The sequence below is a fragment of the Haloarcula sp. HT12 genome, assembly GCF_055271655.1.
Window position 1 is genome coordinate 144,718 of record NZ_JBUXKW010000005.1, and the last position, 25,858, is coordinate 170,575.

Annotated in this window: 23 protein-coding genes; 9 read left to right on the top strand and 14 right to left on the bottom strand. The window is 65.2% G+C overall.

Translation table 11 applies throughout. The features are described 5' to 3' along the window. The first annotated feature begins 102 nt into the window (after positions 1-102). Positions 103-1,953: a PAS domain S-box protein gene (locus tag ACY9XZ_RS17100; RefSeq protein ID WP_463458235.1), complete on the top strand. Its 1,851-nt coding sequence runs from the start codon at positions 103-105 to the stop codon at positions 1,951-1,953. A gap of 19 nt (positions 1,954-1,972) precedes the next feature. Here the strand turns inward: ACY9XZ_RS17100 and ACY9XZ_RS17105 are convergent, their stop codons facing one another. The 10 genes from ACY9XZ_RS17105 to ACY9XZ_RS17150 form a co-directional block, all read right to left on the bottom strand. Continuing rightward, positions 1,973-2,578: a winged helix-turn-helix transcriptional regulator gene (locus tag ACY9XZ_RS17105; protein ID WP_463458236.1), complete on the bottom strand. Its 606-nt coding sequence runs from the start codon at positions 2,576-2,578 to the stop codon at positions 1,973-1,975. Between the two features lie 50 nt (positions 2,579-2,628). After that, positions 2,629-3,819, bottom strand: coding sequence for an SPFH domain-containing protein (locus tag ACY9XZ_RS17110; protein ID WP_463458237.1), 1,191 nt, complete (start codon positions 3,817-3,819; stop codon positions 2,629-2,631). Between the two features lie 71 nt (positions 3,820-3,890). Beyond that, positions 3,891-4,487 carry an NfeD family protein gene (locus ACY9XZ_RS17115; RefSeq protein WP_463458238.1) on the bottom strand — a complete coding sequence of 199 codons (597 nt, stop codon included), beginning with the start codon at positions 4,485-4,487 and terminating at the stop codon, positions 3,891-3,893. 69 nt (positions 4,488-4,556) lie between these two features. Then, positions 4,557-4,922 carry a DUF7312 domain-containing protein gene (locus ACY9XZ_RS17120; RefSeq protein ID WP_463458239.1) on the bottom strand — a complete coding sequence of 122 codons (366 nt, stop codon included), beginning with the start codon at positions 4,920-4,922 and terminating at the stop codon, positions 4,557-4,559. Positions 4,923-4,999: 77 nt separating this feature from the next. Beyond that, on the bottom strand, positions 5,000-7,132 hold the full coding sequence (gene metG / locus ACY9XZ_RS17125) for a methionine--tRNA ligase (protein WP_463458240.1): 2,133 nt from the start codon (positions 7,130-7,132) through the stop codon (positions 5,000-5,002). A 74-nt stretch (positions 7,133-7,206) separates the two neighbouring features. Beyond that, positions 7,207-7,791: a YqaA family protein gene (locus tag ACY9XZ_RS17130; protein WP_463458241.1), complete on the bottom strand. Its 585-nt coding sequence runs from the start codon at positions 7,789-7,791 to the stop codon at positions 7,207-7,209. 93 nt (positions 7,792-7,884) lie between these two features. After that, a complete protein-coding gene (gene mfnA / locus ACY9XZ_RS17135; protein WP_463458242.1) occupies positions 7,885-8,937 on the bottom strand; it encodes a tyrosine decarboxylase MfnA in 1,053 nt (350 codons plus the stop codon). Positions 8,938-9,078: 141 nt separating this feature from the next. After that, the gene (locus ACY9XZ_RS17140; protein WP_463458243.1) at positions 9,079-9,987 is read right to left on the bottom strand and encodes an RAD55 family ATPase; all 909 of its coding nucleotides are present in this window, start codon (positions 9,985-9,987) and stop codon (positions 9,079-9,081) included. 54 nt (positions 9,988-10,041) lie between these two features. Beyond that, the gene (gene ppsA, locus ACY9XZ_RS17145) at positions 10,042-12,351 is read right to left on the bottom strand and encodes a phosphoenolpyruvate synthase (protein ID WP_463458244.1); all 2,310 of its coding nucleotides are present in this window, start codon (positions 12,349-12,351) and stop codon (positions 10,042-10,044) included. Positions 12,352-12,472: 121 nt separating this feature from the next. Continuing rightward, positions 12,473-13,384 carry a PhzF family phenazine biosynthesis protein gene (locus ACY9XZ_RS17150; protein WP_463458245.1) on the bottom strand — a complete coding sequence of 304 codons (912 nt, stop codon included), beginning with the start codon at positions 13,382-13,384 and terminating at the stop codon, positions 12,473-12,475. Positions 13,385-13,528: 144 nt separating this feature from the next. Between ACY9XZ_RS17150 and ACY9XZ_RS17155 the strand changes: the two genes are divergently transcribed. The 4 genes from ACY9XZ_RS17155 to ACY9XZ_RS17170 all read left to right on the top strand — a co-directional run bounded on the left by ACY9XZ_RS17155 (position 13,529) and on the right by ACY9XZ_RS17170 (position 19,118). Continuing rightward, on the top strand, positions 13,529-14,278 hold the full coding sequence (locus ACY9XZ_RS17155) for a 4-phosphopantoate--beta-alanine ligase (protein ID WP_463458246.1): 750 nt from the start codon (positions 13,529-13,531) through the stop codon (positions 14,276-14,278). Beyond that, positions 14,275-16,824, top strand: coding sequence for an AAA family ATPase (locus tag ACY9XZ_RS17160; RefSeq protein WP_463458247.1), 2,550 nt, complete (start codon positions 14,275-14,277; stop codon positions 16,822-16,824). Before ACY9XZ_RS17155 ends, ACY9XZ_RS17160 begins: the two co-directional genes overlap by 4 nt. A 112-nt stretch (positions 16,825-16,936) precedes the next feature. Continuing rightward, the gene (locus tag ACY9XZ_RS17165; protein ID WP_463458248.1) at positions 16,937-17,725 is read left to right on the top strand and encodes a hypothetical protein; all 789 of its coding nucleotides are present in this window, start codon (positions 16,937-16,939) and stop codon (positions 17,723-17,725) included. 43 nt (positions 17,726-17,768) lie between these two features. After that, entirely contained in the window at positions 17,769-19,118 is a 1,350-nt protein-coding gene (locus ACY9XZ_RS17170; RefSeq protein ID WP_463458249.1) for a hemolysin family protein, read from the top strand. Between the two features lie 165 nt (positions 19,119-19,283). On the opposite strand, the gene ACY9XZ_RS17175 is transcribed toward ACY9XZ_RS17170, so the two are convergent. Then, complete coding sequence (locus ACY9XZ_RS17175; RefSeq protein WP_463458250.1) at positions 19,284-19,643, bottom strand: hypothetical protein; 360 nt, start codon at positions 19,641-19,643, stop codon at positions 19,284-19,286. A gap of 253 nt (positions 19,644-19,896) precedes the next feature. Between ACY9XZ_RS17175 and ACY9XZ_RS17180 the strand changes: the two genes are divergently transcribed. The 4 genes from ACY9XZ_RS17180 to ACY9XZ_RS17195 all read left to right on the top strand — a co-directional run bounded on the left by ACY9XZ_RS17180 (position 19,897) and on the right by ACY9XZ_RS17195 (position 23,659). Then, positions 19,897-20,832, top strand: coding sequence for a sulfide-dependent adenosine diphosphate thiazole synthase (locus tag ACY9XZ_RS17180; RefSeq protein WP_463458251.1), 936 nt, complete (start codon positions 19,897-19,899; stop codon positions 20,830-20,832). A gap of 131 nt (positions 20,833-20,963) precedes the next feature. Beyond that, the gene (locus tag ACY9XZ_RS17185; RefSeq protein WP_463458252.1) at positions 20,964-21,452 is read left to right on the top strand and encodes an HTH domain-containing protein; all 489 of its coding nucleotides are present in this window, start codon (positions 20,964-20,966) and stop codon (positions 21,450-21,452) included. A gap of 158 nt (positions 21,453-21,610) precedes the next feature. Then, the gene (locus ACY9XZ_RS17190; RefSeq protein ID WP_463458253.1) at positions 21,611-22,798 is read left to right on the top strand and encodes an ABC transporter substrate-binding protein; all 1,188 of its coding nucleotides are present in this window, start codon (positions 21,611-21,613) and stop codon (positions 22,796-22,798) included. A gap of 99 nt (positions 22,799-22,897) precedes the next feature. After that, positions 22,898-23,659 (top strand): DUF7001 family protein, encoded by a 762-nt coding sequence (locus tag ACY9XZ_RS17195; protein ID WP_463458254.1) that lies wholly within the window; start codon positions 22,898-22,900, stop codon positions 23,657-23,659. 21 nt (positions 23,660-23,680) lie between these two features. On the opposite strand, the gene ACY9XZ_RS17200 is transcribed toward ACY9XZ_RS17195, so the two are convergent. Genes ACY9XZ_RS17200 through dcd form a run of 3 tightly spaced genes read right to left on the bottom strand, consistent with a single transcriptional unit; the run spans position 23,681 to position 25,844 of the window. Next, the gene (locus ACY9XZ_RS17200) at positions 23,681-24,331 is read right to left on the bottom strand and encodes a class I SAM-dependent methyltransferase (protein WP_463458255.1); all 651 of its coding nucleotides are present in this window, start codon (positions 24,329-24,331) and stop codon (positions 23,681-23,683) included. Next, entirely contained in the window at positions 24,328-25,224 is an 897-nt protein-coding gene (locus tag ACY9XZ_RS17205) for a thiamine-phosphate synthase family protein (protein WP_463458256.1), read from the bottom strand. Before ACY9XZ_RS17205 ends, ACY9XZ_RS17200 begins: the two co-directional genes overlap by 4 nt. Positions 25,225-25,256: 32 nt before the next feature. After that, positions 25,257-25,844 (bottom strand): dCTP deaminase, encoded by a 588-nt coding sequence (gene dcd, locus ACY9XZ_RS17210; protein WP_137684497.1) that lies wholly within the window; start codon positions 25,842-25,844, stop codon positions 25,257-25,259. Positions 25,845-25,858 lie beyond the last annotated feature (14 nt).

Sequence of the window (25,858 nt, forward strand, 5' to 3'; positions counted from 1 at the left end):
GCGCTCGTTTCGTTGTACCACGCTTGATCCGATGTAGACAGTACTGTTTGATTCAGTGAATATGCATATTGATAACAATTGGATGCATAGTCTGATACACCAATGGGCGAGGCCGGTTCCGCTATCCAAGTCCTTCACGTCGACGACGACCGGCAGTACGCCGAGACGACAGCGGCGTTCCTCAAGCGAGAGCGGGCCGCGTTCGACATCGAGACCGCAACGAGTGCGGCAGAAGGCCTGCGCCTGCTCGAAACGGAACCCGTCGACTGTATCGTTTCCGACTACGAAATGCCCGGCGAGAACGGCATCGACTTCCTCGAATCGGTCCGCGAGGACTATCCGGACCTCCCGTTTATTCTGTACACCGGCCGCGGCAGCGAAGCGGTCGCCGGTGACGCTATCTCCGCGGGCGTCACTGACTATTTACAGAAAACGGGGGACACCAGCCACTACGCCCTGCTCGCAAACCGAATCGTCAACGCCGTCGAACAGTACCGGTCACAGCGAGCCCTCGAAGAGAGCAAAGAGCGGCTCTCGCTGTTTATCGATCAATCGCCGCTCGGCTTCGTGGAGTTCGATCAGAACTTCGAGATCGTCCGGGTCAACGAGACGCTCACAGATATCTTCGGCTACACCGAGGACGAACTGGTCGGAGAAACGTGGGAGGTGTTCGTCAGCCCCGAGAGTTACAACCACGTCGACGAAGTCACGTCCGCCCTCAGCGAGGCCAGCGGCGGCTACCACAGCGTCGACGAGAACGTCCGGAAGGACGGCGAGCGCATCATGGTCGAGTGGCACAACTGCCTCGTCACCGACGACTCGGGTGATGTCGTCACCATCTTCTCACACTGTCAGGACGTGACGGAGCGCACCGAGTACGAACAGAACCTCGCGCAGATGCGGGACTTCTTCGCCGAGGCGGAGGAACTGGGCGATCTCGGGGCCTGGGAGTTCGACGAAAGCGGGAACGTGACCTGGACAGCGGGTACCCGCCGCATCCACGAGGTCGACGACGACTTCGAACCGACGGTCGAGGAGGGGCTGTCGTTCTACCACCCCGACGACAGAGAGACCGTCGCGGATGCCGTCGACGCGGCCCTTGAAAACGGGGAATCGTACGATATCGAGGCCAGACTCATCACCGCGACGGGCGACTGTCGGTGGGTCCGGACTCACGGCGAGCGGGTCGAAGGGACCGAAAAGCGAACCGTTCGGGGCTTCTTTCAGGACATCACCGAACAGAAGGAGCGGGAACGCAGGCTCCGCATGCAGAACGAGCGACTGGAGGAGTTTGCCAGCGTCGTCAGCCACGACCTCCGGGGACCACTGACGGTCGCCCAGGGCCAGCTTAGGCTAGCACAGCAGGACGAAGACAACGACCGCCTCGACAGTGTCGACAGCGCCCTCCAGCGGATGCAGACGCTCATTGACGATATCCTCACGCTGGCACGGGACGGACGCGAGTCGACGACCCTCGAGCCCGTCAGTTTACAGACCGCCGCGACCGCGTGTTGGCAGCCCATCAACACGGAGAACGCGACCCTTGTGACCGACACTGACAGTGTCATTGTTGCCGACCCCCAGCGGCTGCGGCGCCTGCTCGAAAACCTGTTCCGGAACAGCGTGACCCATGGGTCGATGCCGTCACAGGTGCAGGGCGAGAGCGCGGAGAGCGGGTCGACGAGCGGTCGGGCGCAACGTGACGTGACAGTGACTGTCGGCGACCTAGACGACGGCAGTGGTTTCTACGTCGCTGACGACGGCCCGGGAATCCCCGAAGGCGACCGAGACACGGTGTTCGAAGCGGGCTACTCGACCGGGTCCGACGGCACCGGCTTCGGCCTCGCAATCGTCGCCGACATCGCCGCTGTCCACGACTGGGAGACCAATGTAACCGATAGCGAGTCGGGCGGGGCAAGGTTTGAATTCACCGGTGTCGACCGGGAGACGTGACCCGACAGAAGCAAGCGGCTCAGGGGTCGTACCGCAGCAGCGAGTCGGCCTCGCCGGCCAGTGCGGCGACATCGTCGCCGAACGAGTCGGCGTATCGGATAAGGAGTGTCAGTACGGTTTCGGGCTCAGTCACCGCGTAGCCGTCCTCACGGGAGAGCAGTCCAGCGGACTCCAGATCGGCAGCGTAGTTGCTCACCGTCGGCCGCGAAACGTCGAGTTCGCTGGCCAGTTCCGAGGCCGTCACGTCCGGGCGGCGAAGCAGCGTGACAAGCATCCCGCGGGCTGTCGACCGCCGCAGGTAGCCAAGCGCCACCTGCTCGAACTCGGAGAACTGGCCGGCCGGGAAGTACCGCCGGTAGTCGCCGTCCTTCTGTGAGGCGACGACGGTCTCGTTTTCCAGCCGGTGGAGGTGGTGCTGGGCCTCGCCGGTTCCGAGTTTGAGGTCGTCACGGAGCTTCGAGAAGTGCGTTCCGGGATGTGCCGAGACGTACCCGGCGATGGCGTCGGGCGCGTCGCTCTCGCTCCCGCTGTCGCCGAAGCGGGCAAACGGGCTCGCTGCACCGAGGGCGGCAAAGCGGCGGAGCGTCGCTCGCTTGTCCTCGTCCACGTCGCCCTCACGTGTCATTGCTACCGAAAAGGTGGGTCGGTAATAAAACGTCTTCGCCTGTCTATCAGTTAGTTGTCCTTGTCGACTTCCGACGTTCGCGTCGTGTCGTCGGGGCCGCCGGCAACGTCCGTCGTGCCAGAGTCGTTGTCGATTTCGGCATCCATCTCCTCGATCATCTCGTCGGCGCTGTCGAGACCAGTGTCCTGGCCCTGCTTGATCTTCTGTGCTTCTTCTTCCATTGCCTCGACGTCGACCTCGGCCTCCTCATCGATCTGGCCGAGGATCTCCTCGATGTCGTCCAGGCCGAGCATCTCGCGGGTCTCGTCGTCGAAATCAAGCGCTTCCAGGGAGTGGCCGTTCTCCTTCACGTCCGAGCCCTGGAGGTGCTTGCCGTAGCGGCCCACCAGCGAGGTGAGCTCCTGCGGGAGGACGAACTTCGTCGACTCGCCCTGGCCGATTTCCGCGAGCGTCTCCATCCCCTTGTCGATGACGGCGCGCTCGCCCATCGACTCGGCGGATTTCGCACGGAGGACAGTCGAGATGGCGTCACCCTGGGCTTCCAGGATCTGGCTCTGTTTCTCACCCTGGGCGCGGATGATGTTGGACTGCTTGTCACCTTCCGCTGTCTCGATGGCGGAGCGCCGTTCACCCTGGGCTTCCAGGATCATGGCACGGCGTTTCCGCTCGGCGGAGGTCTGTTGCTCCATGGCCTGCTGGACGTCCTTGGATGGGTTGACCTCCCGGACCTCGACGCTCTCGACGCGGACACCCCACTCGTCGGTGGGTTCGTCGAGTTCCTTCCGGATGCGGGCGTTGATCTCGCCGCGTTTGTTCAGCGTGTCGTCCAGTTCCATGTCACCCAGCACTGCGCGGAGGGTCGTCTGAGCGAGGTTGGAGACGGCACGCTCGTAGTTGTCGACTTCGAGGAAGGCCTTCTTCGGGTCCATCACCTTGATGTAGACGACGGCGTCGGCGGTCACCGGCGAGTTGTCGCGGGTGATAGCCTCCTGCCGTGGCACGTCGAGCGTCTGCGTACGCATGTCGAAGCGCGTCACGTCGGAGACGAAGGGGTAGATGAAGTGAATCCCCTGGTCGAGGACGCCACGATAGGTACCCAGAACCGTGTAGGCACCTTTCTGGTACGGGCGGATGATCACGACGCTGGAGTACACCAGCGCGATAGCCAGCAGGAGGAAGATGACGGTAACGAACCCGACGAGTCCTCCCAGACCTTGCAGCGGTGCTGTCGCGGGGAACATGACAGTCAAACCTCCGGAGCGCGCAAAGAAAAGGCTTCGGTGTCACTGTCACAAACTACCGAATCGCACACCTACGCCCGCTCGGACTCTCGTTCCGGTTCGGTGTCCGCGTCGCTCCGGCTCCGGTCACGTTCGAGCGCCCGGTCGATCTCGTCGGCCCCCGACTCCACCGCTTCGACTTCCAGAACGTTCCCGCCACCGGGGTCGATGACGATGACTTCCGTCCCCTCTTCGATCGGGTCGCCTGTGCTCCGGGCCTGGTAGTAGGGATTGAAGCCGCCGTCCTCCAGTTTGACCTCGCCGTCGCTGCGGGTCACACGCTCGGTCACAGTCCCGAACTGTCCCGTGAGCGAGTCGGAACTGAGCGTCTGGCCGCGGCCCGGGGCGGCGAAATCCAGCTTTCGATACCCCCACAGCGTGACCGCCGTCGTCGCCAGTACGACGACGGTAAGGATGAGCGGCGCGAGGATACCCAGGCTCGCCGGGATGAACAGCCCGACCAGCCCTGCCGTCAGCAGGGCCACGCCGAGGACGAAGAAGTGCGTCCCGGGCGCGAGCGCCTCGCCCACGATGAGGCCCGCGCCGGCCAGAAACAGCAGGATGGAGAGCGACATACCTAACAGTGGTTCGGCCTGCAGTGGAGCAACTGCCGCCAGCGGGTTCACCATGTCCCGACTTAGTGTCGGAGCAGGATTAAGTGTCGGGGTCGGGAGCGACGCGCAGCCACCGGAACGGCCTCACACGTCGCTCGTCCGAACGAAGAACCCATACAGTACCGCGGTTCCGAGTGCAACGGACAGGACCACGCCGGCGAGTATGGACGGCGTGTACATCTCCGCCCCGAGGAACATCCGCCCGAGCGCGAGAATCGCGATGCAGACCCCCAGCGCGACGAACACCACGTTCTCCGGCTTCGGCGCGTCGGGCCGTACCTCCAGGTCCGGGGCGAACGAGCCGGCGACCGCCCCCTCCTCGTCCGCGGCCGCGTCACCGTCGTCCTCCTCGACCCGGATTACGTCGGCTTCCGTCGCCAGTTCGTACTCCTCGGTGAACGTATCGTCGGAAGCGGCCATCCCGTCCTGGGCGGCCCCGTCATCATCCATACCCCAGGATATGGGGCGTGACTACAAAAGCGCTGGCGACTGGGGTTACCCGCCTCGGTGACGCCGGCGAGCGGTGGTTACTTGATCCGCGTCCCCAGCGGGGCGTCCTCGTGGGTCGTCAGCAGGTCCGCCTCGTCGCCGGCGGCCAGCACCATGCCGTTGGATTCGATGCCGAACAGCTCGGCTTTCTCCATGTTGGCAAGCAGGATGACGCGTGTGCCGGGGAGGGCCTCTGCGTCGTGGAGCTGTCGCAGCCCGGCGACGACCTGCCGGACCTCGTGGCCGATATCCACTTCCAGGCGCAGGAGCTTGTCCGCGCCCTCGACCGGTTCGGCGCTGCGGATCTCGCCGACGCGCATGTCGACGCCCTCGAAGTCCTCGAAGCTGATGCGGTCCTCGACGAGCGGCTGAAGGTCGGCGGTTTCCGCGTCGTCCCCATCTCCATCGTCGTCGCTTTCGTCGTCTCCATCGTCACTGGCTTCCTCGACACGTTCCTGCAGTTCCTCATTGAGCGCCTCGATGTGGTCGTCCTCGACCTGCTCGAACAGCTCAGCGGGCTCGCCGAACTCCGCCGGCGGCGCGTCGAGCGCGCTGTCGAGGGTCACGTCGGCGACGGATCCCTGTTCGCCGAGCTGGCCCCAGAGGCGCTCGGCCTTGCCCGGCAGGACGGGCTGCATGAGTACCGCGACGGCCTTCGTCAGCTGAACGCAGTCGCGGATGACCTGCTCGGCTTCCTCGGGGTCGTCGTCGACCAGGTTCCAGGGCTCGTTACGCTGGATGTACTCGTTGCCGTAGTTCGAGAGCTCGATGGCGATTTCGGCGAGTTCGCGCACGTCGTACTCCCGAACGGCGGCCTCGAACTCCTCGATGGCGTCCTCGATGCGCTCGCGCACGTCGTCGCTGACGGCGGCGTCGGGCGTCCCGTCGTAGTTGCGCTCGGCGAACAACAGCGAGCGGTAGATGAAGTTGCCGACGTTGCCGACGAGCTCGCCGTTGACCCGCTCCTGGAAGCGGTCCCAGGAGAAGTCCACGTCGGTGTCGATCTGCGCGCCCGTGGCGATGTAGTACCGGAACAGGTCCGGGTGGAAGCCGGCGTCGAGGTACTCGTCGGCCCAGACGGCGCGGTTGCGCGAGGTCGAGAGGGCCTTGCCGTCGATACCGACGAAGCCAGTCGCCAGAATCGACCGGGGCTCGTTGTACCCCGCGCCGCGGAGCATTGCGGGCCAGAAGACGGCGTGGTGCTGAATGATGTCGCGGCCGATAACGTGGATAATTTCGCCGTTGTCGTCGGACCAGTCGTCGTCCCACTCGGTGCCGTGGCGCTCCTCGCCGTCGACCTTCCAGACCGCCTCCCAGTCGTACTCGTCGTCGCCGACGCGCTCGGAGTACTGTTTCGTCGAAGCGACGTACTCGATGGGCGCGTCGACCCAGACGTACAGGACGAGGTCGTCCCCACCATCTGCATCCTCCGGGTAATCGACGCCCCAGTCCATGTCCCGCGTGATACAGAGGTCCTGGAGTTCGCCCTCGATCCACTCGCGGGGCTGGTTCTGGGCGTTGTCGGTGCCTTCCAGCCGGTCGAGGAAGCCCTGGAGGTACTCCTGGAAGTCCGAGAGGCGGAGGAACTTGTGTTCGCGGGTGCGGTACTCGGCGGGGTTGCCCGTCAGCGTCGACACCGGGTCCTCGATTTCGCCGGGTTCGAGGTGGCGCTGACACCCCTCGTCGCACTCGTCGCCGCGGGCCTGCTCGCCGCAGTAGGGACAGGTCCCCTCGACGTAGCGGTCGGGGAGGGGCTGGTCCTCCTCGGTGTCCCAGGCGACCTGAATCTCCTTCTCGTGGACGTGGTCGTTTTCCACCCACGAGCGGACGAACTCCTGAGTGAGTTCGACGTTGGTCGCGTCGTCGGTGTGCCCGTAGTTGTCGAACTCGATGTTGAACTGCGGGAACGTCTCGGCGTAGGTCTCGTGGAAGTCAAGCGCGAACTCCCGCGGCTCGACGCCCGCTTCGGCGGCGTTGACCGCCACCGGCGTGCCGTGCATGTCCGATCCCGAAACGAACGCCGTCTGCTGGCCGATCCGTCGGAGGGAGCGCGACAGCGCGTCCCCGTCGACGTACGTTCGGAGGTGGCCGACGTGGAGGTCGCCGTTCGCGTAGGGCAACCCACAGGTCACGACCGCCGGCTGGTCCGTCGGAAACTCGTCGTGGCTCATACCTGTTCGTGTGCCACCGACGGGTCAAAAGGGGGTTGGTTTCGGCGTGCCGGCCACGCTCCGAGTCCACCCGGTCACAGCAGCGCAAGGGTACCGCTAGCGAGCGCGAGCGTCACGACGAGCCGCCCGGCACTGCCGAAGAACGTCGCCGCACCGAACCGATAGTAGTCGCGTTCGAGGACGGTAAACGCGTAGATAGAGATCGTATCGGGGAAAAACGGGACACAGAGCGCGAGCGCCAGTCCGACGTAGCCGTACTTCTGGGCGAGCTGGACCGTTTTCTTCTCCGACCATCCAATGATATCGAACCGTGAGCGCTTGATCCAGCGGACGAGGGGCCCGTACTCCTTTGCCTCCTGTCCGATGTGGAAGGCGACGAGGCTCCCGAGGGCCTTCCCGAAGCCGCTGACAAGGATGATCGCGACCAGATTCCCGTTCGTGGAAAGGCCGAGCCGAAGCGTTTCGGCCGGAACCAGCACGACTTCGCTCGGCAGCGGGAGGATGAACGCGATCAGGAACGAGTACACCGCGATAATTCCCAGTCCGGTGGGACCGGTGGCCGTACAGACGGCCTCTTCCAGCGGCGACAGCGGAGTGCCGGCGGTCGTACAGTCGCCGATGAAGGCGATGAACGCTGTGGTCGGTACTACCAGGTCCACGCCCTTCTGTAGCAAGCAGGCACTTCTAAACCTTCGTATGTTCTCTCGGGAGGGCTCAATAGCGGTGTGTTCGACAGGGTCGAAGTCCGCGGTTTAATACCAGTCGAGATCCGCGACGAACGACCGCAACATCGACCGCGTGACGTGCGGCATACACACGACGCGCATCTCGCCGGCCCCGGTCTTCGAGACCCGCCAGCCGCGGTCCCGGAGCTCGTCGGTCATCGGCATCGAGAGATCGGCCGCGACGAGCGGGAGTTCGGGGCCGACCACGTCGTGGCCCCGCGCCGCCAGCTGGTCGGCCAGCCAGTCGGCGTTGGCCATCGACGTTTCGTACTGCTCTCTGTACCCCGCCGGCCACAGTGACTCCATCGCCGCGACGGCGGAGGCCACGCCGGCGCCCGACCGCGTGCCCGTCAGCGTCAACTGGTCAGTCGACTCCAGATACGGCGTCTCGACGGCGAGTTCGTCCAGCAGCGAGCGGTCACGAGCGAGCAGTCCGCCAGCGGGAACCGCCGCCTGCCCGACCTTGTGGGGGTCAATCGTCATCGTGTCCACGGCCGCGTGGCCGAAGTGCCAATCGTGGTCCGTGAAGGGGAGGTAGAAGCCGCCCCACGCGGCGTCGACGTGACAGAGCGCGTCGACCGACTCGGCGAGGTCGGCGATGGCCGGGATCGAGTCGACGTAGCCGTACTCGGTCGAGCCGGCGACGCCGACGACACACACCGTGTCCTCGTCGGCGAGTTCCGCCATCGCGTCCATGTTGACGCGGTAGTCCGTCGCCGGCGCGGTTCGCAGTTCCACGCCGAGCACGTCGGCTGCCTTGGTAAAGGAGAAGTGGGCGTGGACGGGCGCGACCACGTTCGGGTCGTCCGTGTCGGCGCGGTTTCGGGCGATGCGTATCGCCTGAAGGTTCGCTTCTGTCCCGCCCGAGGCAACGTAGCCCGCGGGGTCGGAAAGCCCGGTGATCTCGCCGAGGTAGTCGACGGCCTCGCGTTCCAGGTCGGCGACGGTCTCGTACGTGCCCGGGTCCCCGGGGTTCGTCGCGAGGAAGCGCTCGGCGGCCTCGCGTGCCGACGGATGTGGCACGGTACACATCGACGAGAGGACGCGCTCGAAATCCTGTGGCTCTGCCCGCTGGAGCATCTATCGCAGGTATAGAGGGGGAGCGGTTTAGCCGTTGTGCTCGGGCGTGTCGTTGTCCGGCGTTTATTCGAGCTGCTGACAGCGCCAGCCGGGACGGCCCGACCGGTCGGAATCGACCCTTCGGGACCCGTACCGACCGAATTACCAGTTCGAGGGGCCGATCTTCTTCGTCGCCTTCGCGCGAAAGCCCGTGGGGCCGATCAGCGACTCGAAGACGGTCTGGCGCTCGGTGTCGAGTGCGCCGCCGAACGAGCCGACCCGCATCGTCCGATACGTCTCGAACCCCTTGTCGTTTGAGTAGAAGTAGACGCTGCCGTGCAGGAGGCCGTGGATGAGTTCGTCCGACCGCACGTCGCCCGCGGGGCGGTCGAGTTTGACGAAGGCCACGGTCCCCCAGTTGACGACTGCCTCCCGAAGCCCCATCAGAAACGCAACCTCGTGGTTCTGGGGCAGGCCGAACGCCGTCGCTCGTTCGAGGTCGGTCAGGGAATCGACGACGATGAGCGTCCCCGCGGCCTCGGCTACCCGCTCGCTGATGTCGGCCAGCAGTTTCTCGAAGGTCTCGTCCGACGGCTCGGCCGCTGCGGGGTCCGGTTCAGCGTCGGGCTGTTCGATGTCGTCGTCGCTCCGCCGGGCATCGAACAGCGGCTCGGGGACCGGCAGCAGCTCCATGAACCGCTGGGAGAAGTCGGCGACCGTCATGTTGTCGGTGAGGGCGTCGAACTGGTAGCCGTCGAGGACGGCGTCGAGTTCGCTGTAGACGTGCTCGCGGTCGTGCGAGAGCGTGATGTAGGTCACCGATTCCGGAATCGCCTCGCTGCGCCGGGCGATGCCGTTCGGGACCATCTCGGGGCGGTGTTTCGCGAGCATCAGCGTCGCGAGACTCGTGTAGGTAAAGGCGTCGCCGCCCGCATCTGACGCCCCGGCCAGCAGGACCGTGCTCCCGGTCGGAATCCCACGGACCTGTCCGTCCAGTCCGGGGATGCCGAAGGGGATGTAGGACACACCGGAACTGATACTCTTGGCCTCCGGTGTCGATTCGGGTGCCATACCGCAACGAAGCGAACGGCGCAAAAAAATCTGCTGGCTACGTCAAACCGCCGTTCACCGGACCGATTCCAGCAGGAGGCGCTGCTCGACGCGTTTGACCTCGTGTTGTACGTCACGCACGGCGTCGATGTTCGGCGAGATGGAGGTGACCCCCTCGTCGACGAGGAAGTCGACCATCCGTGGCTTCGAGGCGGCCTGGCCGCAGATGCTCGTGGCGACGTCGTGCTCTCGACAGGTCCCGATGACCTGGCGCATGAGTTCGAGGACGGCCGGGTGGAGTTCGTCGAAGCGGTCGGCGACGTTGCCGTTGTTGCGGTCGAGGGCGAGCGTGTACTGCGTGAGGTCGTTCGTCCCGAAGGAAACGAAGTCGATGCCCGTCTCACAGATATCCTCGATGGAGAGCGCGCTCGCCGGCGTCTCGACCATGACGCCCCAGTCGCGCTTCTGTGGGTCGATGCCGACCTCCTGCATCAGCGCCTTCGCCCGCAGGATGTCCTCGGCGTCGGTGACCAGCGGGAGCATCAGCTCGACGTTGTCGTAGCCCAGGTCGTACAGCCGCTCGAACGCCCGGAGTTCGAGCTTGAACTCGCCGGGCCGGTCGAGGGAGCGCCGGATGCCCCGGTAGCCCAGCATCGGGTTGTGCTCGCTGGGCTCGTCCTCGCCGCCCTGGAGCTGCCGGAACTCGTCGGAGGGGGCATCGAGGGTTCGGACGCGGACCGGCCGCGGGTAGAACGCCTCGGCCACCGAGCGGACGCCCTCGACGATCTCGTCGACGTAGGCGCGCTCGCCGTGGTCCTCGACGTAGCGCGAGGGGGTCTTGTCCGTCGAGAGGATCATGTGCTCGATACGCAGCAGGCCGACGCCGTCGGCCCCCGTCGCGGCGGCCCGTTCGGCGGCCTCCGGAATGGAGACGTTGACCTTGACCTCCGTTCCGGTCATCGGTTTGACGGCCGAATGTGCCTCGACCGGCCCGGCGTCTTCCTCGTCCTCGCTCGTCTCCGGGACCTTGGCCCCTTTCTCGACTGTGCCCTTATCGCCGTCCAGGGTGACCGTTTCGCCGTCCCGGAGCTTCTGTGTCGCGTCCTCGGCACCAACGACGGCCGGCACGCCGAGTTCCCGGGAGACGATGGCGGCGTGGCTGGTCATCCCACCTTCGTCGGTGATGATGCCGTTGGCTCGTTTCATCGCCGGCACCATGTCCGGCGTGGTCATCTCGGCGACGATGATGTCGCCGTCCTCGACCTTGTCGAGGTTGTCGAGCTTGTCGACGATGCGGACGACGCCGGTGACCCGGCCCGGCGCGGAGCCGATACCGGAGAGCCGGACCGACTCCGACTGGCTCTCCATCGCCCCGCCGTCGGCGACGCCCGATTTGGCCCCCGGCGGCTGACTCTCGGCCTCGTTGGCCGACCCGGCGCTCCCTTCGGGGTCGTCGATGGTGGTGATCGGACGGGACTGCAGCAGGTACACCTCGCCCTCGTAGACCGCCCACTCGACGTCCTGTGGAGTATCGTAGTGGTCTTCGACGCGCTCACCGATTTCGATGAGCCGGTGGATTTCCTCGTCGGAGAGGACCCGCTCGTTGCGCTTTTCCTCGGGGACGGAGCGTTCGATTGTCTCCCCGTCCTCGCCCCGAACACACATCACCTTCTTGTCGGCGACAGTCACCTCGTCGATAGCGCCGCTCTCGCGGTCGATGATGTAGTTGTCGGGTGAGACCGCACCGGAGACGACCGCTTCACCCAGTCCCCACGCGGCCTCGATGATCGCCGTCGGGCCGCCGGTCGAGGGGTGGCTGGTGAACATGACGCCCGATTTCTCCGCGTCGACCATCTGCTGGACGACGACGGCGATGTCCACGGCGTCGTGGGCGAAGTCGTTCTCGTTGCGGTAGTAGATGGCCCGCTGTGTGAACAGCGACGCCCAGCACTCCTTGACGCGCTGGAGCAGATCCGCCCGCGAGACGTTGAGGTACGTGTCCTGCTGCCCGGCGAAAGAGGCGTCCGGGAGGTCCTCGGCGGTCGCCGAGGAGCGCACTGCAACGTCCTCGTCGCCCATCTCGTCGTAGGCGGCCAGCAGGTCCTCGCGGACCGACGGCGGGGTGTCGGTTTCCAGGATCAGCTCCTGGGCGCGTTCGGCCGCCTCGGCCAGGGCCTGCGAGTCGTCGCTGTCGACATCGACGGCCTCGAACAGCGGCTCGTCGATTCCAGTTGCTTCGATGAACGACCGATACGTGTCGGCGGTAACGACGAACGCCGACGGAACGGGCAGGCCCGCTCCGGTCAGTTCTCCGAGAGACGCCGCCTTGCCGCCGACCCGCGACAGGTCGTCGGCACCGATTTCGTCGAGCCACAGTGTTGGCATGGACTCATCCGTATCATCTCCAACGACAATTAAGGATGTTCCGGTTGCAGCCAGTGAGAAACCGCTCTTCACTCGATATCGAGTGAATTAGACAGTCACGCTGCCGGTGCGGTGCGTGCGGTCACGCCTCGATAATATCGTCGTCGTCGACAGCGGGGACAGTCACTGTCCCGTCCAGCGCGGTCACGCCGCGACCGCCGACCCACACCTCGGTCCCGTCGGTGTCGACTGACACAGTTCCGGGTCGGTCGCGGAAGTGACCGCCCTCGACGAGGACCTGTTCGACGGTGTCATCGAGCGCCCCGTACCGGCGGACGAAGGCCCCACAGGCCCCGGACGCTGCGGCGTTTACCGGTTCCTCGGTCCGGTTGCCCGCCCGGAAGACCCGGCCGTGGACTGTCGACCGGCGGGTGGCGTTCGCCCCGACGGTGTCGAAGGTGAACGGGTACACGCCGGCCGCGTCCGCGCGGTCACAGAGTGAATCGACGGCAGCCCCGTCCACGGCGAGGTTGCTCAGGTGCTCGAAGTAGTTGACCGGAACCATGAGCCACGGTTCGCCGGCGTCGGCCGTCACGAGCGGGAGGTCCGCACCCACGTCCTTGAGCGTGGCCTCGTCGAGTCCGAGCGCGTCAGCGACGTCGTCGTAGGGGATATCTACTTCGGTAATGTCGGCCCGTCCCTGTTCGACCCAGACTATCCCGTTCTGTTTCGTTTCGACGCTGACCTCGCCCCCGGCGGTGGCGACGGTCCACTCGGCGGCGTCGATCTCGCCCCGTTCATACAGCGCCGCGTGAGCCGCAACTGCCGCCGTCTCGGCCTGCTCCAGTTCCTCGGTCGGCGAGAAACAGCGAAGGCGACGGTCGGCGTCCCCCGCCGGCAGGACAAAGGCCGTCTCGGTGGCTCCCAGTTCGCTGGCGACGGCCTGCATCTGATCGCCGCTCAGTCCCTCGGCGTCGGGCACGACGCCGGCCGGTGTGCCCGCCGTCGGCTCCGCGGCGAACGCGTCGACAAGCAACGCCTGTCGGGTATCCATGGCACGGAGTTGTGCCGACTCGGGGATAACCTTTTCCGGAGCGAGTCGGAGACGTCCGGCGGCCGGTCACGATGAGACACGCGACGGCGACCGAACCGAGCGCCTGACGGACGACTTTAGTACAGGGAGCTATCACTGGAACGTATGAGCGAGGACGTCGATCTCCCTGAAAGCCACCCCCGCTACGAGTCGCTTTTGACCCGCCACCGGATCGAGGCGGGCGTCGACCGCGGCATCACCTCCCGGCAGGGCCTCATCGCCCAGGGCCGCGGCGAGGCCTTCGACTACCTGCTGGGCGAGCGCACTATCGACAGCGCCGACGACGCCGAGCGTGCCGCCGCGGCACACCTCCTCTCCGCCGAGCACGCCGTCGTCTCGGTCAACGGCAACGCCGCCGCCCTGGTGCCCGGTGAACTCGTCGAACTGGCCGAGGTGACCGGCGCAGCCCTCGAAGTGAACCTGTTCAACCGGACTGAGGATCGAATCGAGGCCATCGCGGAGTACCTCCGCGAGCACGGCGCGACGGACGTGAAAGGGCTGACCGCCGATGGCCGCATCCCCGGCCTCGACCACGAGCGCGCGAAGGTCGACGCCGACGGTATCGGCGCGGCGGACGTAGTGCTGGTCCCGCTTGAGGACGGCGACCGCGCCGAGGCGCTGGGCGAGATGGGCAAGACGGAACTGGTCATCGACCTCAATCCCCGGAGTCGCTCGGCCGAAGTAGCGACAGTACCCATCATCGACAACATCATCCGCGCGATACCGAACATCACCGAGCACGCGCGTGACCTCCGTGACGACCCCGACGCCCAGCAGGACGCCATCGACGCGTTCGACGCCGACAGCGCCCTGACTGCGGCGGAGCGGACGATTCGGGAGGGAGACCTCGAATGAGTCTGCCGCCGTACATCTACGCCGACCGCCGGGTGCCTGACGAGGAGACCGTCAGAGAAACCCTCGACCAGCGGACGATGACGGCCTTCGGCGATACCGAGGAACTCGAACGGCTCCACCGCGTGTTCTATCCGGTGTTCAAGATCGACTACGAGTACGAAACCGGCGAGGGCAAGCTGTTCGGAACGACGACGAAATCCGAGACGGCATTTCTCGACGGCCTCTGGGCGGACAACGACCGGGCGGTGTCCCAATACGTCGACGACACCGACGCGGTGGTCCGCCGAGCGACGGGCGACTACGACTTCGGCCACGACGACCCGGCGCTTGGCCGCTCCGTCCTGTTGCAGTTCCAGGTCACCGACGACGACGCCCGGTCGCTGCTGCCCCAGCGCGTCGCGGAGTACCGCGAGGAGCGTAGTGGCACCTCGGGCGCGGCGAACGTGTTCCTCCGGAAGCTGCGGGAGTCCTACGGGCTCCCCGGAGACTTCGACCCCGACGGGTTCGACGGCGTGACTGCCGTCGAGCGCCTGTATATCCCCTTCTGGCTCGCCGAGTACCACTCGCCCGACAGCTCGGACGTGAAGCTCGTGACGTTCCGGGACCCGGACGCTCCGACCGAGGAGCTAAAACGTCACGGCTGGCTCGCGGAGTTTCTCAGCGCCGAGCCCCGCCGGCTGGCCGACTACGGTTACGAGGTCAACCCCGACCGGCTCGAACGGAACATCCGGGAGCGGATCGACGAGTCCGACGACACCGGCCCGGCTGATACCGGCCGCGACTCCAGTCCCGGCGGCACCGACGGCGCACCCTCGATAAACCGCGAGCGCCCATCGGACGACGGATCGGTGGTCCAGCCGGACGGTGTCGACATGCAAGCCGCCCAGTTGGTCGACCCGGACCCGTCTCGGAGCTTCGCCGACGTGGGCGGGATGAGCGACCTGCTGGAGACGCTCAACCACAAGGTCGTCCGGCCGCTGCAGGACCCCAGCGCCTTCGAGGAGTACGGCATCGGCGTCGTCAACGGCGTCCTCCTGCACGGGCCGCCCGGCTGTGGGAAGACACACGTCGCCGGCGCGCTCGCGGGCGAGGTCGACCACGCTTTCATCGAGGTCACACCCGCCGACGTGACGAGCAAGTACATGGGCGAACCCGCACAGAAAGTCGAGGAGCTGTTCCAGATCGCCCGCGCGAACGCCCCCTGTATCCTCTTTATCGACGAGATCGACGGCATCGCCGGCGCGCGCGACGGCGACAGCAACATGAACAGCAGCGAGCAGCAGTTGGTCAATCAACTGCTCACCGAACTCGAAGGGATCGCCGACGAGGACGTGGTCGTGCTGGGCGCGACGAACCTCATCGAGGACGTGGACGACGCCATCCGTCGCTCTGGGCGGTTCGACGAACGCGTCGAGGTTCCGCCACCGGACCCCGAAGCCCGCAAGCAGATTCTGGAGATTCACCTCGCTGGCCGACCCACCGCGGCCGACATCGACTTAGACTCTGTCGTCGAGGAGACGGCCGGCTTCGCGGCCAGCGACATCGAACTCATCGCCGAGGACGCCGCCCGAAAGGCGTTGCGGGCCGACGCTCCAATCGGGACGGACCATCTCATGCAGGCCGCCACCGAGACCGACACCAGCATCCCGGACTGGATCGACCCCGAGATGGTCGCCGAGAACGGCGTCGTCCAACCGGACGGCGTCGACCTGCAGGCCAGTTCGCTGGTCGAGACTGACGCCGGGCGCGACTTCGACGACGTGGGCGGGATGGGCGACCTGAAAGCCCGACTCGAAGAGACGGTCCTCGACCCGCTTCAGAACGCCGACGCCTACGCCGAGTACGGCATCGACGTGCTATCAGGCTTGCTGCTGTACGGCCCGCCCGGCTGCGGGAAGACACACCTCGCCGGCGCGCTTGCGGGCGAGCTCGACCACAGTTTCGTCGAGATCAGCCCCGCGGACGTGACGAGCAAGTGGATGGGCGAGCCGGCCCGCAACGTCGCCGAGGTGTTTGAAGTGGCCCGCGCGAACGCCCCCTGCGTGCTGTTCATCGATGAGATCGACGGCATCGCGGGATCGCGGCGGGGCTCGATGAACACGAGCGAGCAGCAACTGGTCAATCAGTTGCTCACCGAACTCGAAGGCGCGGCCGCCGAGGACGTCGTCGTCGTCGCCGCGACGAACTTCGTCGAGGACATCGACGCGGCGCTACGGCGCTCCGGGCGGTTCGACGAGCGTGTGGAGGTGCCGCCGCCGGACGCCGAAGCGCGCAAGCAGATTTTGGGGATCCACCTGCGGGACCGGCCCGTCGCCGGCGACATCGACTGGGACGCCATCGTCGCCCCGACAGAGGGCTACGCCGCCAGCGATCTCGCACTCGTCGCCGAGGACGCGGCGCGCCACGCTCTGCGGGACGGATCCGAAATCACACAGGCCCATCTCGAACTCGCCGTCCGGGAGACCCATTCGAGCATCGCCGACTGGGACGACCGGGACCGCTATCAGGGGGCTGCGGGGACGGCAGACCTGGGACTCGGGTCGTAGCCGTCGACCAGACCCTGCTGTCTCGGTCCGTCAGTACGCGGTGTCTGAACGGTCCCCGACAGCCGACGATCGTATCGAGGGTTCAAGCCGGGAGCGCCCGTACTGAAGACGAATGCTGCTTTACCCATCGGTCCGAGACCACGCCGTCGAGCTGTGTGAGCGGGCCGGCTACGACGTGACCGTGCGCGACGATAACCGCGGACCCCCAGCCCTTGCGACGCCGACCGAGGACGCCATCGGGCTCGTCGACAGGGCGAACCCGCGGCCGATTGCCATCGAGCCGTTGACCGAAGCCGACGTCGGCCCGTCCGGACTCGTGCCGCGGTTCGTCGACGCAGTGCGAGAGGGCCGCGATTGCCTGTTCGTCGTCCCGTCCACGGAAGAGATGGGGACGACGCTGACCCAGGTGGTCGCGACGGTGCTCGGGGACCCCGCCTGTCTCGCCGCGGACGGCCCAGACGGGCGGAGGTTCTACAACGGGCCCGACCGCGTGCCGCTCTCGGACGGGACCTACGCCTGCGCTCGGGCCCCGGCAGGTGACCTGCAGTGGCGCGAGATCAGGGTCGACCAGGGCCGGCCCCGGCTCGAACTGGGCGTCGGAACCGAAGTCGTCGCCGTCCTCGAACACGTCGATTCACTCGCCGACGCCGGCCGCCACGCCTTCCAGCACGCCTACCGCCGAGCCGACGACGGCCAGTTCGAGGTGACCGAAGGCGACGAGGTGGTCGCGCGGTTCCCCGGCCCGACAGCGATGCGGCGGGGCGGCTACCCGCCCGTGCCGATGCCGCTTGTCCCCGAACACCTGTTTCCCGCAGATGGCGACCGTTCCCGGTGGGCAGTTTGTCAGCCGGACGGTGGCCCTGATGTGCTGACCGCTGCGGGCCTACAGGCCTGGGACTGACCAGTAACCGGGATTTTACACGTACAACTACGGATTCATAGGTATGGATCCACTGGCTGTCTCGTCGATTCCGCTCGGACAATCCGTCGCGCTTCTCGATGTTTCGCAAACGACGATAACTGGTCTCGGAATCCTCGCCGTAGTGGTCCTGATTCTGTTCTCCGCGTTTTTCGCCTCTGCGGAGATCGCTATTTTTTCCCTCGGAGACCACCGAATCGGAGCGCTAGTTGACGAGAAGGTACCGGGCGCAGCGACGTTGTCAACCCTGAAATCCGACCCACGTCGGCTGTTAGTGACGATTCTCGTCGGGAACAACATAGCCAACATCGGTATGTCAGCCATCACGACGGGACTACTCGGGCTGTATTTCACGCCCGGTGAGGCTGTCCTGATCGCCACCTTTGGAGTTACATCGCTGGTACTGCTGTTCGGTGAGACGGCACCCAAGTCGTACGGCGTCGAACACAGTGAACAGTGGTCACTTCGGATCGCCCGCCCGTTGCGTATCGTACAGGTCCTGCTGTATCCGCTCGTAAAAGTATTCGACGCGCTGACCAGAGCTGTCAATACGCTCATGGGGAGTGACGGGAACTTCGAAGCCGCGTATGTTACGCGGGCGGAAGTCCGAGAGGTGATCACTGCCGGCCGGCGCGCAGGGGTCTTCACCGACGAGGAACATCGGATGCTCCAACGCCTGCTCCGGTTTCGCAACCGCATCGTCAAAGAAACGATGGTGCCCCGACTCGACGTGGTCGCGGTAGACGCTGACGCGGATCTCCAGACGGCTATCGATACGTGTCTCGACCACGGGTTCGCACAGCTCCCCGTGTACGAGGACGTGCTAGATACGGTCGTCGGTGTCGTCCACATCCGGGATCTGGTCGAAGCGCGCGACCGGCAGGGTGAGACGCCGCTTCGGTCTGTTGCCCGAACCCCGCCTATCGTCCCGGAGACCAAGGAGGTAGACGAACTGCTGTCGGAGTTGCGTGCCGACCGACAACGAATGGCTATCGTCGTTGACGAGTTCGGGGCGACCGCCGGAATTGTCACTATCGAAGACATCGTCGAGGAGATAATCGGTGAAGTGCTTGCCGAAACGGAGACCACCCCGATTCGGTGGGTTGACGACACCACCGCCGTCGTTCGCGGTGAACTCACTGTTCATACGGCTAATGAAACACTCGGTACCGAGCTTCCGGAAACCGGGGAGTTCGAAACTATCGCGGGATCGATACTGAATCAGACGGGGCGGATCGTCGAAGAAGGGGAGGGCGTGACCTACGACGGTGCCCGGCTGACCGTTGAGACCGCTGAGAACAACCGTATTCTGGAGGTGCGGGTGGAACTTCCCAGCGCGGAAACCGACGCCGACGAACTACCGAGCACAGAGTAGGTCTCGATCAGGGACATGCAAGGTTGAACCGACGTCACTCCCAGTCGGGCGAGTTGGCGTTATAGTAGTAATGACGGTCTCCTGCGTGCTGAACGGCTTAACTCCCGGACGGCTCACCTGACACAAACCCAATAGTTCGTCTCGGCTCTGCAAAATATACAGCGCTTATTCGGTACTGCTGGCGATGAGTTCGTACGATGTGTACTCGACCTTGTCCGGGTCGTCGGCGAGTAGCGGATCAAGCAACTCATCTTCCCACGTGAGCCAGGCGTCGGGATACTCGGATTTTGGGACTGGGTCTCCGACTGGGCCCCAGATATCAGCCCATCTCTCCTGACTTTCGTACATCCACACGGCCGCGAACTCCCCGGATCGGTCGCCTCTGATACCCCGACCGATCCGGTAGTCAATCAGCCCAGGGACATCCTCGAACAGACCGCGACTGACGGCCTCCGACACCGCCTCTCGGAACTCCGAGTGGGTCGCTGACTCCGCCAGCTCGTAGTGATGAACGCTTACGACCATGAGATTCTCCTTGGTCACCTATCAGGTGTGCTACTGATGAATCTAGCCTCTCTCCTGGGGGCGTTTCTGCCAGGGATCAGATAGACGGCGATCCAGCACGTTACATCGCTCGCCTGGATTGCCCAGTACCGTTACCGTCTCGTGAATAGGAGCACCGCATTCACGACGACCGTCATTCACCATCCGAGCCGTCGTCCCCGCAAGTCACAGTACCAGAACGACTTTGTACCACCAAGAGATATCACTAGGTGGTATGAGCGATTCCGATTCATTCGAACAGTTCAGCGACGTCGGCGAGGCGGAAGTCACACGCGCCATCGGACAGGAGTGGACCGAGGAGTTCATGGACTTCTCGGACTCCGATGTCATCATCGTCGGCGGCGGCCCGTCGGGACTGATGGCCGCGAAGGAACTCGCCGAGCGCGGCGTGCAGGTGATGGTCGTCGAGAAGAACAACTACCTCGGCGGCGGCTTCTGGCTCGGCGGCTTCCTGATGAACAAGGTCACGGTGCGGGACCCGGCCCAGCAGATCCTCGACGAACTCGACGTCGACCACAAACAGTCCAAAGACAGTGAGGGCCTCTACGTCGCAAACGGACCCGAAGCCTGTTCCGGCCTCATCAAGGCCGCCTGTGACGCCGGTGCGAAGATGCAGAACATGACGGAGTTCACCGACATCGTCATCCGCGAAGACCACCGCGTCGGCGGCATCGTCATGAACTGGACGCCGGTCCACGCGCTGCCACGTGAGATCACCTGCGTCGATCCCATCGCCGTCGAGGCCGACCTCGTCATCGACGCGACCGGCCACGACGCGATGGCGGTCAAGAAACTCGACGAGCGCGGCGTCCTGAACGCGCCGGGCCTCGAAGACGAAGCCAGCGGCATGGACCAGACGGACGACGACACCTACGGCGCGCCGGGCCACGACTCGCCGGGCCACGATTCGATGTGGGTCGGCGAGAGCGAGGACGCCGTCGTCGAACACACCGGCCTCGCCCACGACGGCCTCGTCGTCACCGGCATGGCCACGGCAACGACCTACGGCCTCCCGCGCATGGGTCCGACGTTCGGTGCCATGCTCGTCTCCGGCAAGCGCGCCGCCCAGGTCGCCCTGGACGAGCTGGAAGTCGATGCCGACCCAGTCGACGTCACGAGCCGCGACGCCGCATCCCCCGCTGACGACTGAAATCCACCCACGCCCCTCTGGTTTTTAACCGTCTAGGTTTTCCCCATATAGATGAACATTCAGGCCGGAATCTCGCGCTGAAACCAACAATTAAACAAGAGTAGTGCAGAGTTGTTAGTGATTGACAACCAATGTCAGAAGAGATGCAGCGGAGCGACGAACACAGGTCCGATGAGCTAGTCGGCGGCGAGATCACGGTCCAGCTATGGAGTCGGCGGCCGGTCTGTGGCCCACGAACGACAGCTATCGACCGGTTCACGGAACTCGCCACCGCGGGAACCATCGACGGGTTCGATATCCGGACGTGGCCCGAGGAAGTCCCGGTGTCCCAGGGGAGCGAACACGGTGAGGTGCTGGAAACTGTCGACCGGTACGAACAGTGGGCGACCGAACGAGGGTTGAGTCTCCGACCGCCGTTCGAGACGCGGACGTCGTCGCTCCTGGTCGGCGGGAGTACCGAGGTACTGCGCCTGCCGATGATTGCTGTCGCCGTATATTCTGACGACGACCTCGTTGGTGTGTACCCGTGTACCGACGACGGGACCACATGGTCTGTCACTGATTGTATCGACGCGCTCGCGGCGGAGCCGACCGAACTCCCGCACGAATCCGGGACATAACACGCCCGCTGGAATTTCTACAGGTAGTAAAGGCCGGGTGCTTCGGAATCCGCCCACGAATCGGTCCACAGTATCCGGCTTCCCTGAAACCATCTATTTTAGGCTGTCCTAAATAATAACGGTTATATAGTTTTAGACTGGCCTAAAAAGCACAGTCCATGACGGATAAACAACGACTGACACGACGGACGTATCTCGAAGGGGGTGGGGCAGCAGTTCTCGCTGGTGTACTGGCCGGCTGTTCCGCCAGTTCGGATGATACGACGGCTGACACTCAAGCGACCGAATCCAGGACAGCCACTGAATCGAGCACGGGATCGACTCCCGGAACGGTGACGGGCGACACGTACGCCGTTTCTATGGAACCCATGGGAGAGGTCCAGTTCGATGGCCCGCCGGAGACCTGGGTCGCACTGCTGGGAAGTTACGCCGACATGGGATTCGCGCTCGGCGCGGGCCAGACACTCGGGACGCAACTCCCCTACCGATACGCGACGCACTTCTACGAGGAACTCCCCGGTATCACCTACGACCCTGACGCGGTCACGACGCTGTATCAAAGTGACAGCGTCGACAAGGAACGGTTCTACGAGATGGACGCGGACCTCCATCTCATGGAGCCGAACCAACTCATTCACTGGTACGGCTGGGACGAGGCGGACGTCAAGGAGATCGCCGAAAACGTCGCCCCGTTTTTCGGGAATTTCATCCGCCGGCGTAGTGACGAGTGGCACCAAAACTACCGGTATTACACCCTCTACGAGGCCTTCGAGAGGGTCGCGCAGGTGTTCCGGGCGACTGACCGGTTCGCGGCGTTCGACAGCCTCCACGACGAGTTCATCGGCAACATTACCGAGCGGCTTCCCCCGGAGTCGGAGCGCCCGCGGTCGCTCCTTGTGTACCCCGCTGACGAATCCGTCACTGCGTTCTACCCGTATCGACTCTACGAGGGCGGCGTCAGTAAGAAGCAGTTCCGTGACCTGGGTCTGCGAGACGCCTTCGCGGGCTCAGACGTAGCCAACTACTCGGGCGACGGGTCGACGATGGATCTCGAAACGCTACTTGAAATCGACCCTGACGCCCTCATCGTGCGGGGCCAGGAACAGAAAACCGACGCGGAGTTCCAGGAATCGGTCGTCGAAACGCTGCGGAACGACTCGGTCGCGAGCGAGATCACGGCGGTTCAGGAGGACGCCATACATCGCGGCGGCTACCTGGACCAGGGACCGATTATCAACCTGTTCCAGACCGAACTGGCCGCCCAGCGTATCTATCCGGACATATTCACCGAAGACGAACTGTTCGACCGGCAGCGAGTCGCCGACATCATCACCGGCGATATCTGAGCAGACCAAATTAGTTCACCGGTTCGATACCCGTCCCTCATCGGCTGTGAATCGCCGAGACATAAGTGGTATTACTTGCCAATACCACTGACAAATACAATGGAGTCTGTCACGCTGTACCGTGCCCCGACGACGGCCGCTGACGCCGACGCTATCGCCGACTGGCTCGGTTCGCGGGTCGAGGCCACCGTCTCCGTCCGGGACCGGTTTCTCTCGCTACACGGCGACTCGGAGCTGGCGGAGTCGTTCGCACAGGCGCGGGTGCTCTCGCCGTACGACCGCGAGACCGGGAACACGATGCTTGGAATCGTTCGCTACGAAGAGCGAGCACTGGAGTCCCCCGAGCGAGCCGGCGGCGTCATCTACGACGGGCAGGCTGTCCAACGAGCGCTCCACGAGCGACTCCCCGAGTCCGAGCGGTCGCTGGACCACCTCCACGTGCCGCTGTTGGACCGCGTCGTGGGGACCTGGGGCGATCACGACGGCCGCTGGCACAAGCGCGTGAACGTCCTCGGCCAGCCCGCGATTGTCTCGGTGCCGGGTCTCTACGAGGCTCCGGCCAAGCCCGAACAGTACTACAAGGAACAGCAGAAACACGCGCTGCTGTCCGGCGGGGCACCGCCCCGGGAAGTGCTTGAAAACGAAGTCGAGGGGGAGTTTCTCGTCGACGACGACCCGCGGACCACCGAGGCGATCAAGGGGTACGTCCTGCAGGCGTACCACTACCTCGACACCGGGGAGGCGTTCTGTGACGAGGAGACCTGCCGGCTCCACAACCCACATCGCCAGCCCGGCGTCGTCGCCGCGCAGCTACGGGACCCTGAATTCTGTCCGGCGCACGCTGAACGGTATCGGCCGTAACGGGTCGCCTCAGCGGCACCGTTACTGGACGGTCCCGCTCAACAGACCGAGGTACCCCCCAGCGAAGGTCTCGTATCGTCGGTCCACCGTCCGCGCCGTCAGGCACTCGCGGGCTTCCCGTACTCGCCGCTCGAACGCGCTGGCGTGTGACCGCCTCGATAGCCGCGCTCCCGGCGCGGACAGCCTGACGAACCCTTCGAAGGCGAGATTCAGCGGCGCGGCGGGGGCGCTGGGACTCCGCTGGAAGTTCAGCAGGGCGACGCGGCCGCCGGGGACGACGCTGTCACACCACGCGTTGACGGCCGCTGCAGGGTCCTCGAACATGCCGGCGACGAAGGTCGCTAGCACGGCGTCCGCCTCTCGAACAGGCGGTCGGGCGGCGTCGGCCTGTACGTAGTGGACGGTCTCACCCGTCCGCGCGGAGCGGTCGCGTGCGCGGTCGAGCATCGCCCGCGTCACATCGATACCGACGACCCGACCCGCCGGGCCGACGCGCTCGCGGAGCGCCGGCACGTTCGCGCCCGTGCCACAGCCCATCTCGACGACGGCGTCGCCGGGTACGAGCGCCAGCGAGTCCGCTGTCCGGTCGCGCCAGGCCGCCACACCGGGGGCAGTCGCTATCCAGTCGTACACCCGCGCCCACCGGCCGTAAAACGACTGCGCGTCGGTCACAAGATTTCGCGTGCCGTCTCGGCGACCGACACGGCGTCGTCCCCGAGCAGGTACACCACCGGTTCGATCCCCATCGCGCCGGTGTGATACAGCACGTCGGCCCCAGAGTCGTCGGCCAGCGCGGCCGCGACGGCCGGCTCGACGCTCTCCTCGGCGTCGAACTCGACGACGGTCCGACCCGCGTCCCGCAACGCATTCACGACGCCGTCGTCGTACCGGACGTTCAACACGGCGCGGGCGTCGCTCCCGGCGGCCCGCGCTGCCAGCAACAGCGTCGCGACGTGCTCGCTGACGCCGAACTCCGGGTCTGCCGGGATGGTCGCCCGCCCTTTCACGTCGAGAATCCGCCCCGGAACGGCGGCCACATCTTCGATGCTGTCGGCCTCGGGAAGACACTGGACGAGGTTCGATCCGACCGCCGGGATGAGCGTCGCGAACCCGCTGGTGTTTTCCAGCACGCTGAGTCCGCGCCGCACCGACGCGAGCGTCCGCTCGGCCGACCGCAGCTGCGAGTCGGGGTCGTGGACGGCGAACTCGTCGTCGTACGCGCCGAGTTCCGGGACCGCGTCCTCGTGTAACTGCGCGAGCACGCCGCCCTGTTCGAGTTCGCGGATGAACACCTCCGTTTCGACCAGCGCCTGGACGGGACTCATATCGCCGTCTGCCAGCCCGTCGGCCAGCCGCTCGACCAGCTCCTCCAGCCCGCGGTGGGCCAGCAGGTCGTCGTGGCGCGCCACGTCGCCGTGAACGTACTTCGAAACCGCGCTCTGGCTGATTCCCAGCAGGTCCGCGACTTCGGATTGTGTCAGCCCGCGCTCCCTGAGGGCGTCGGCCAGCAGCGAGCGAAACGTCGGCAGGAAGTCGTCGACGACGATCTCCTCGATGAACCGCATCTATCGCTGCCCTCCACTGTGTGGTGTCGTACTCATTGGTCGCCCCCGAATTCTCTGTCTCCCTGTATCTTGCTCGCCTGCGGCCCGGACTGGCCCTGATATTTCGAGCCGCGCTCGGCCCCGTACGGGCGGTCAGCAGGCGTCTTGAGTTCCGTGAACGTGAGCTGCGAGATTCGCATCCCGGGCGTGAGCGCGACCGGTGCAGTGCCGAGATTCGACAGTTCGAGCGTTATCTGACCCTCGTATCCGGGGTCGCATAGTCCCGCGGTTGCATGTACTACAATCGCAAGCCGGCCGAGCGACGACCGCCCTTCGACGTGGGCGATGAGGTCGTCGGGGATAGCGACGCGCTCGTGGGTCGTCCCAAGCACGAAGTCGCCGGGGTGGAGAATGAACTCTCCGCCCTCCTCGACGACGGTCTCCTCCACGTAGTCAGCGACTTCGTCCTCGGAGTTCGGGTGGATACAGGGGATGTTGGCGTGCTGGAACTCCAGGAACTCCCGACCGAGTCGGAGGTCCACGCTGGCCGGCTGGATCTGGATGTCCGGGTCGTCGAGCGGTTCGACGACGAGGTCACCCTGTTCCAGCCGCCGGAGAATATCCGCATCTGAGAGTATCATGAGAGTGGCGTGTG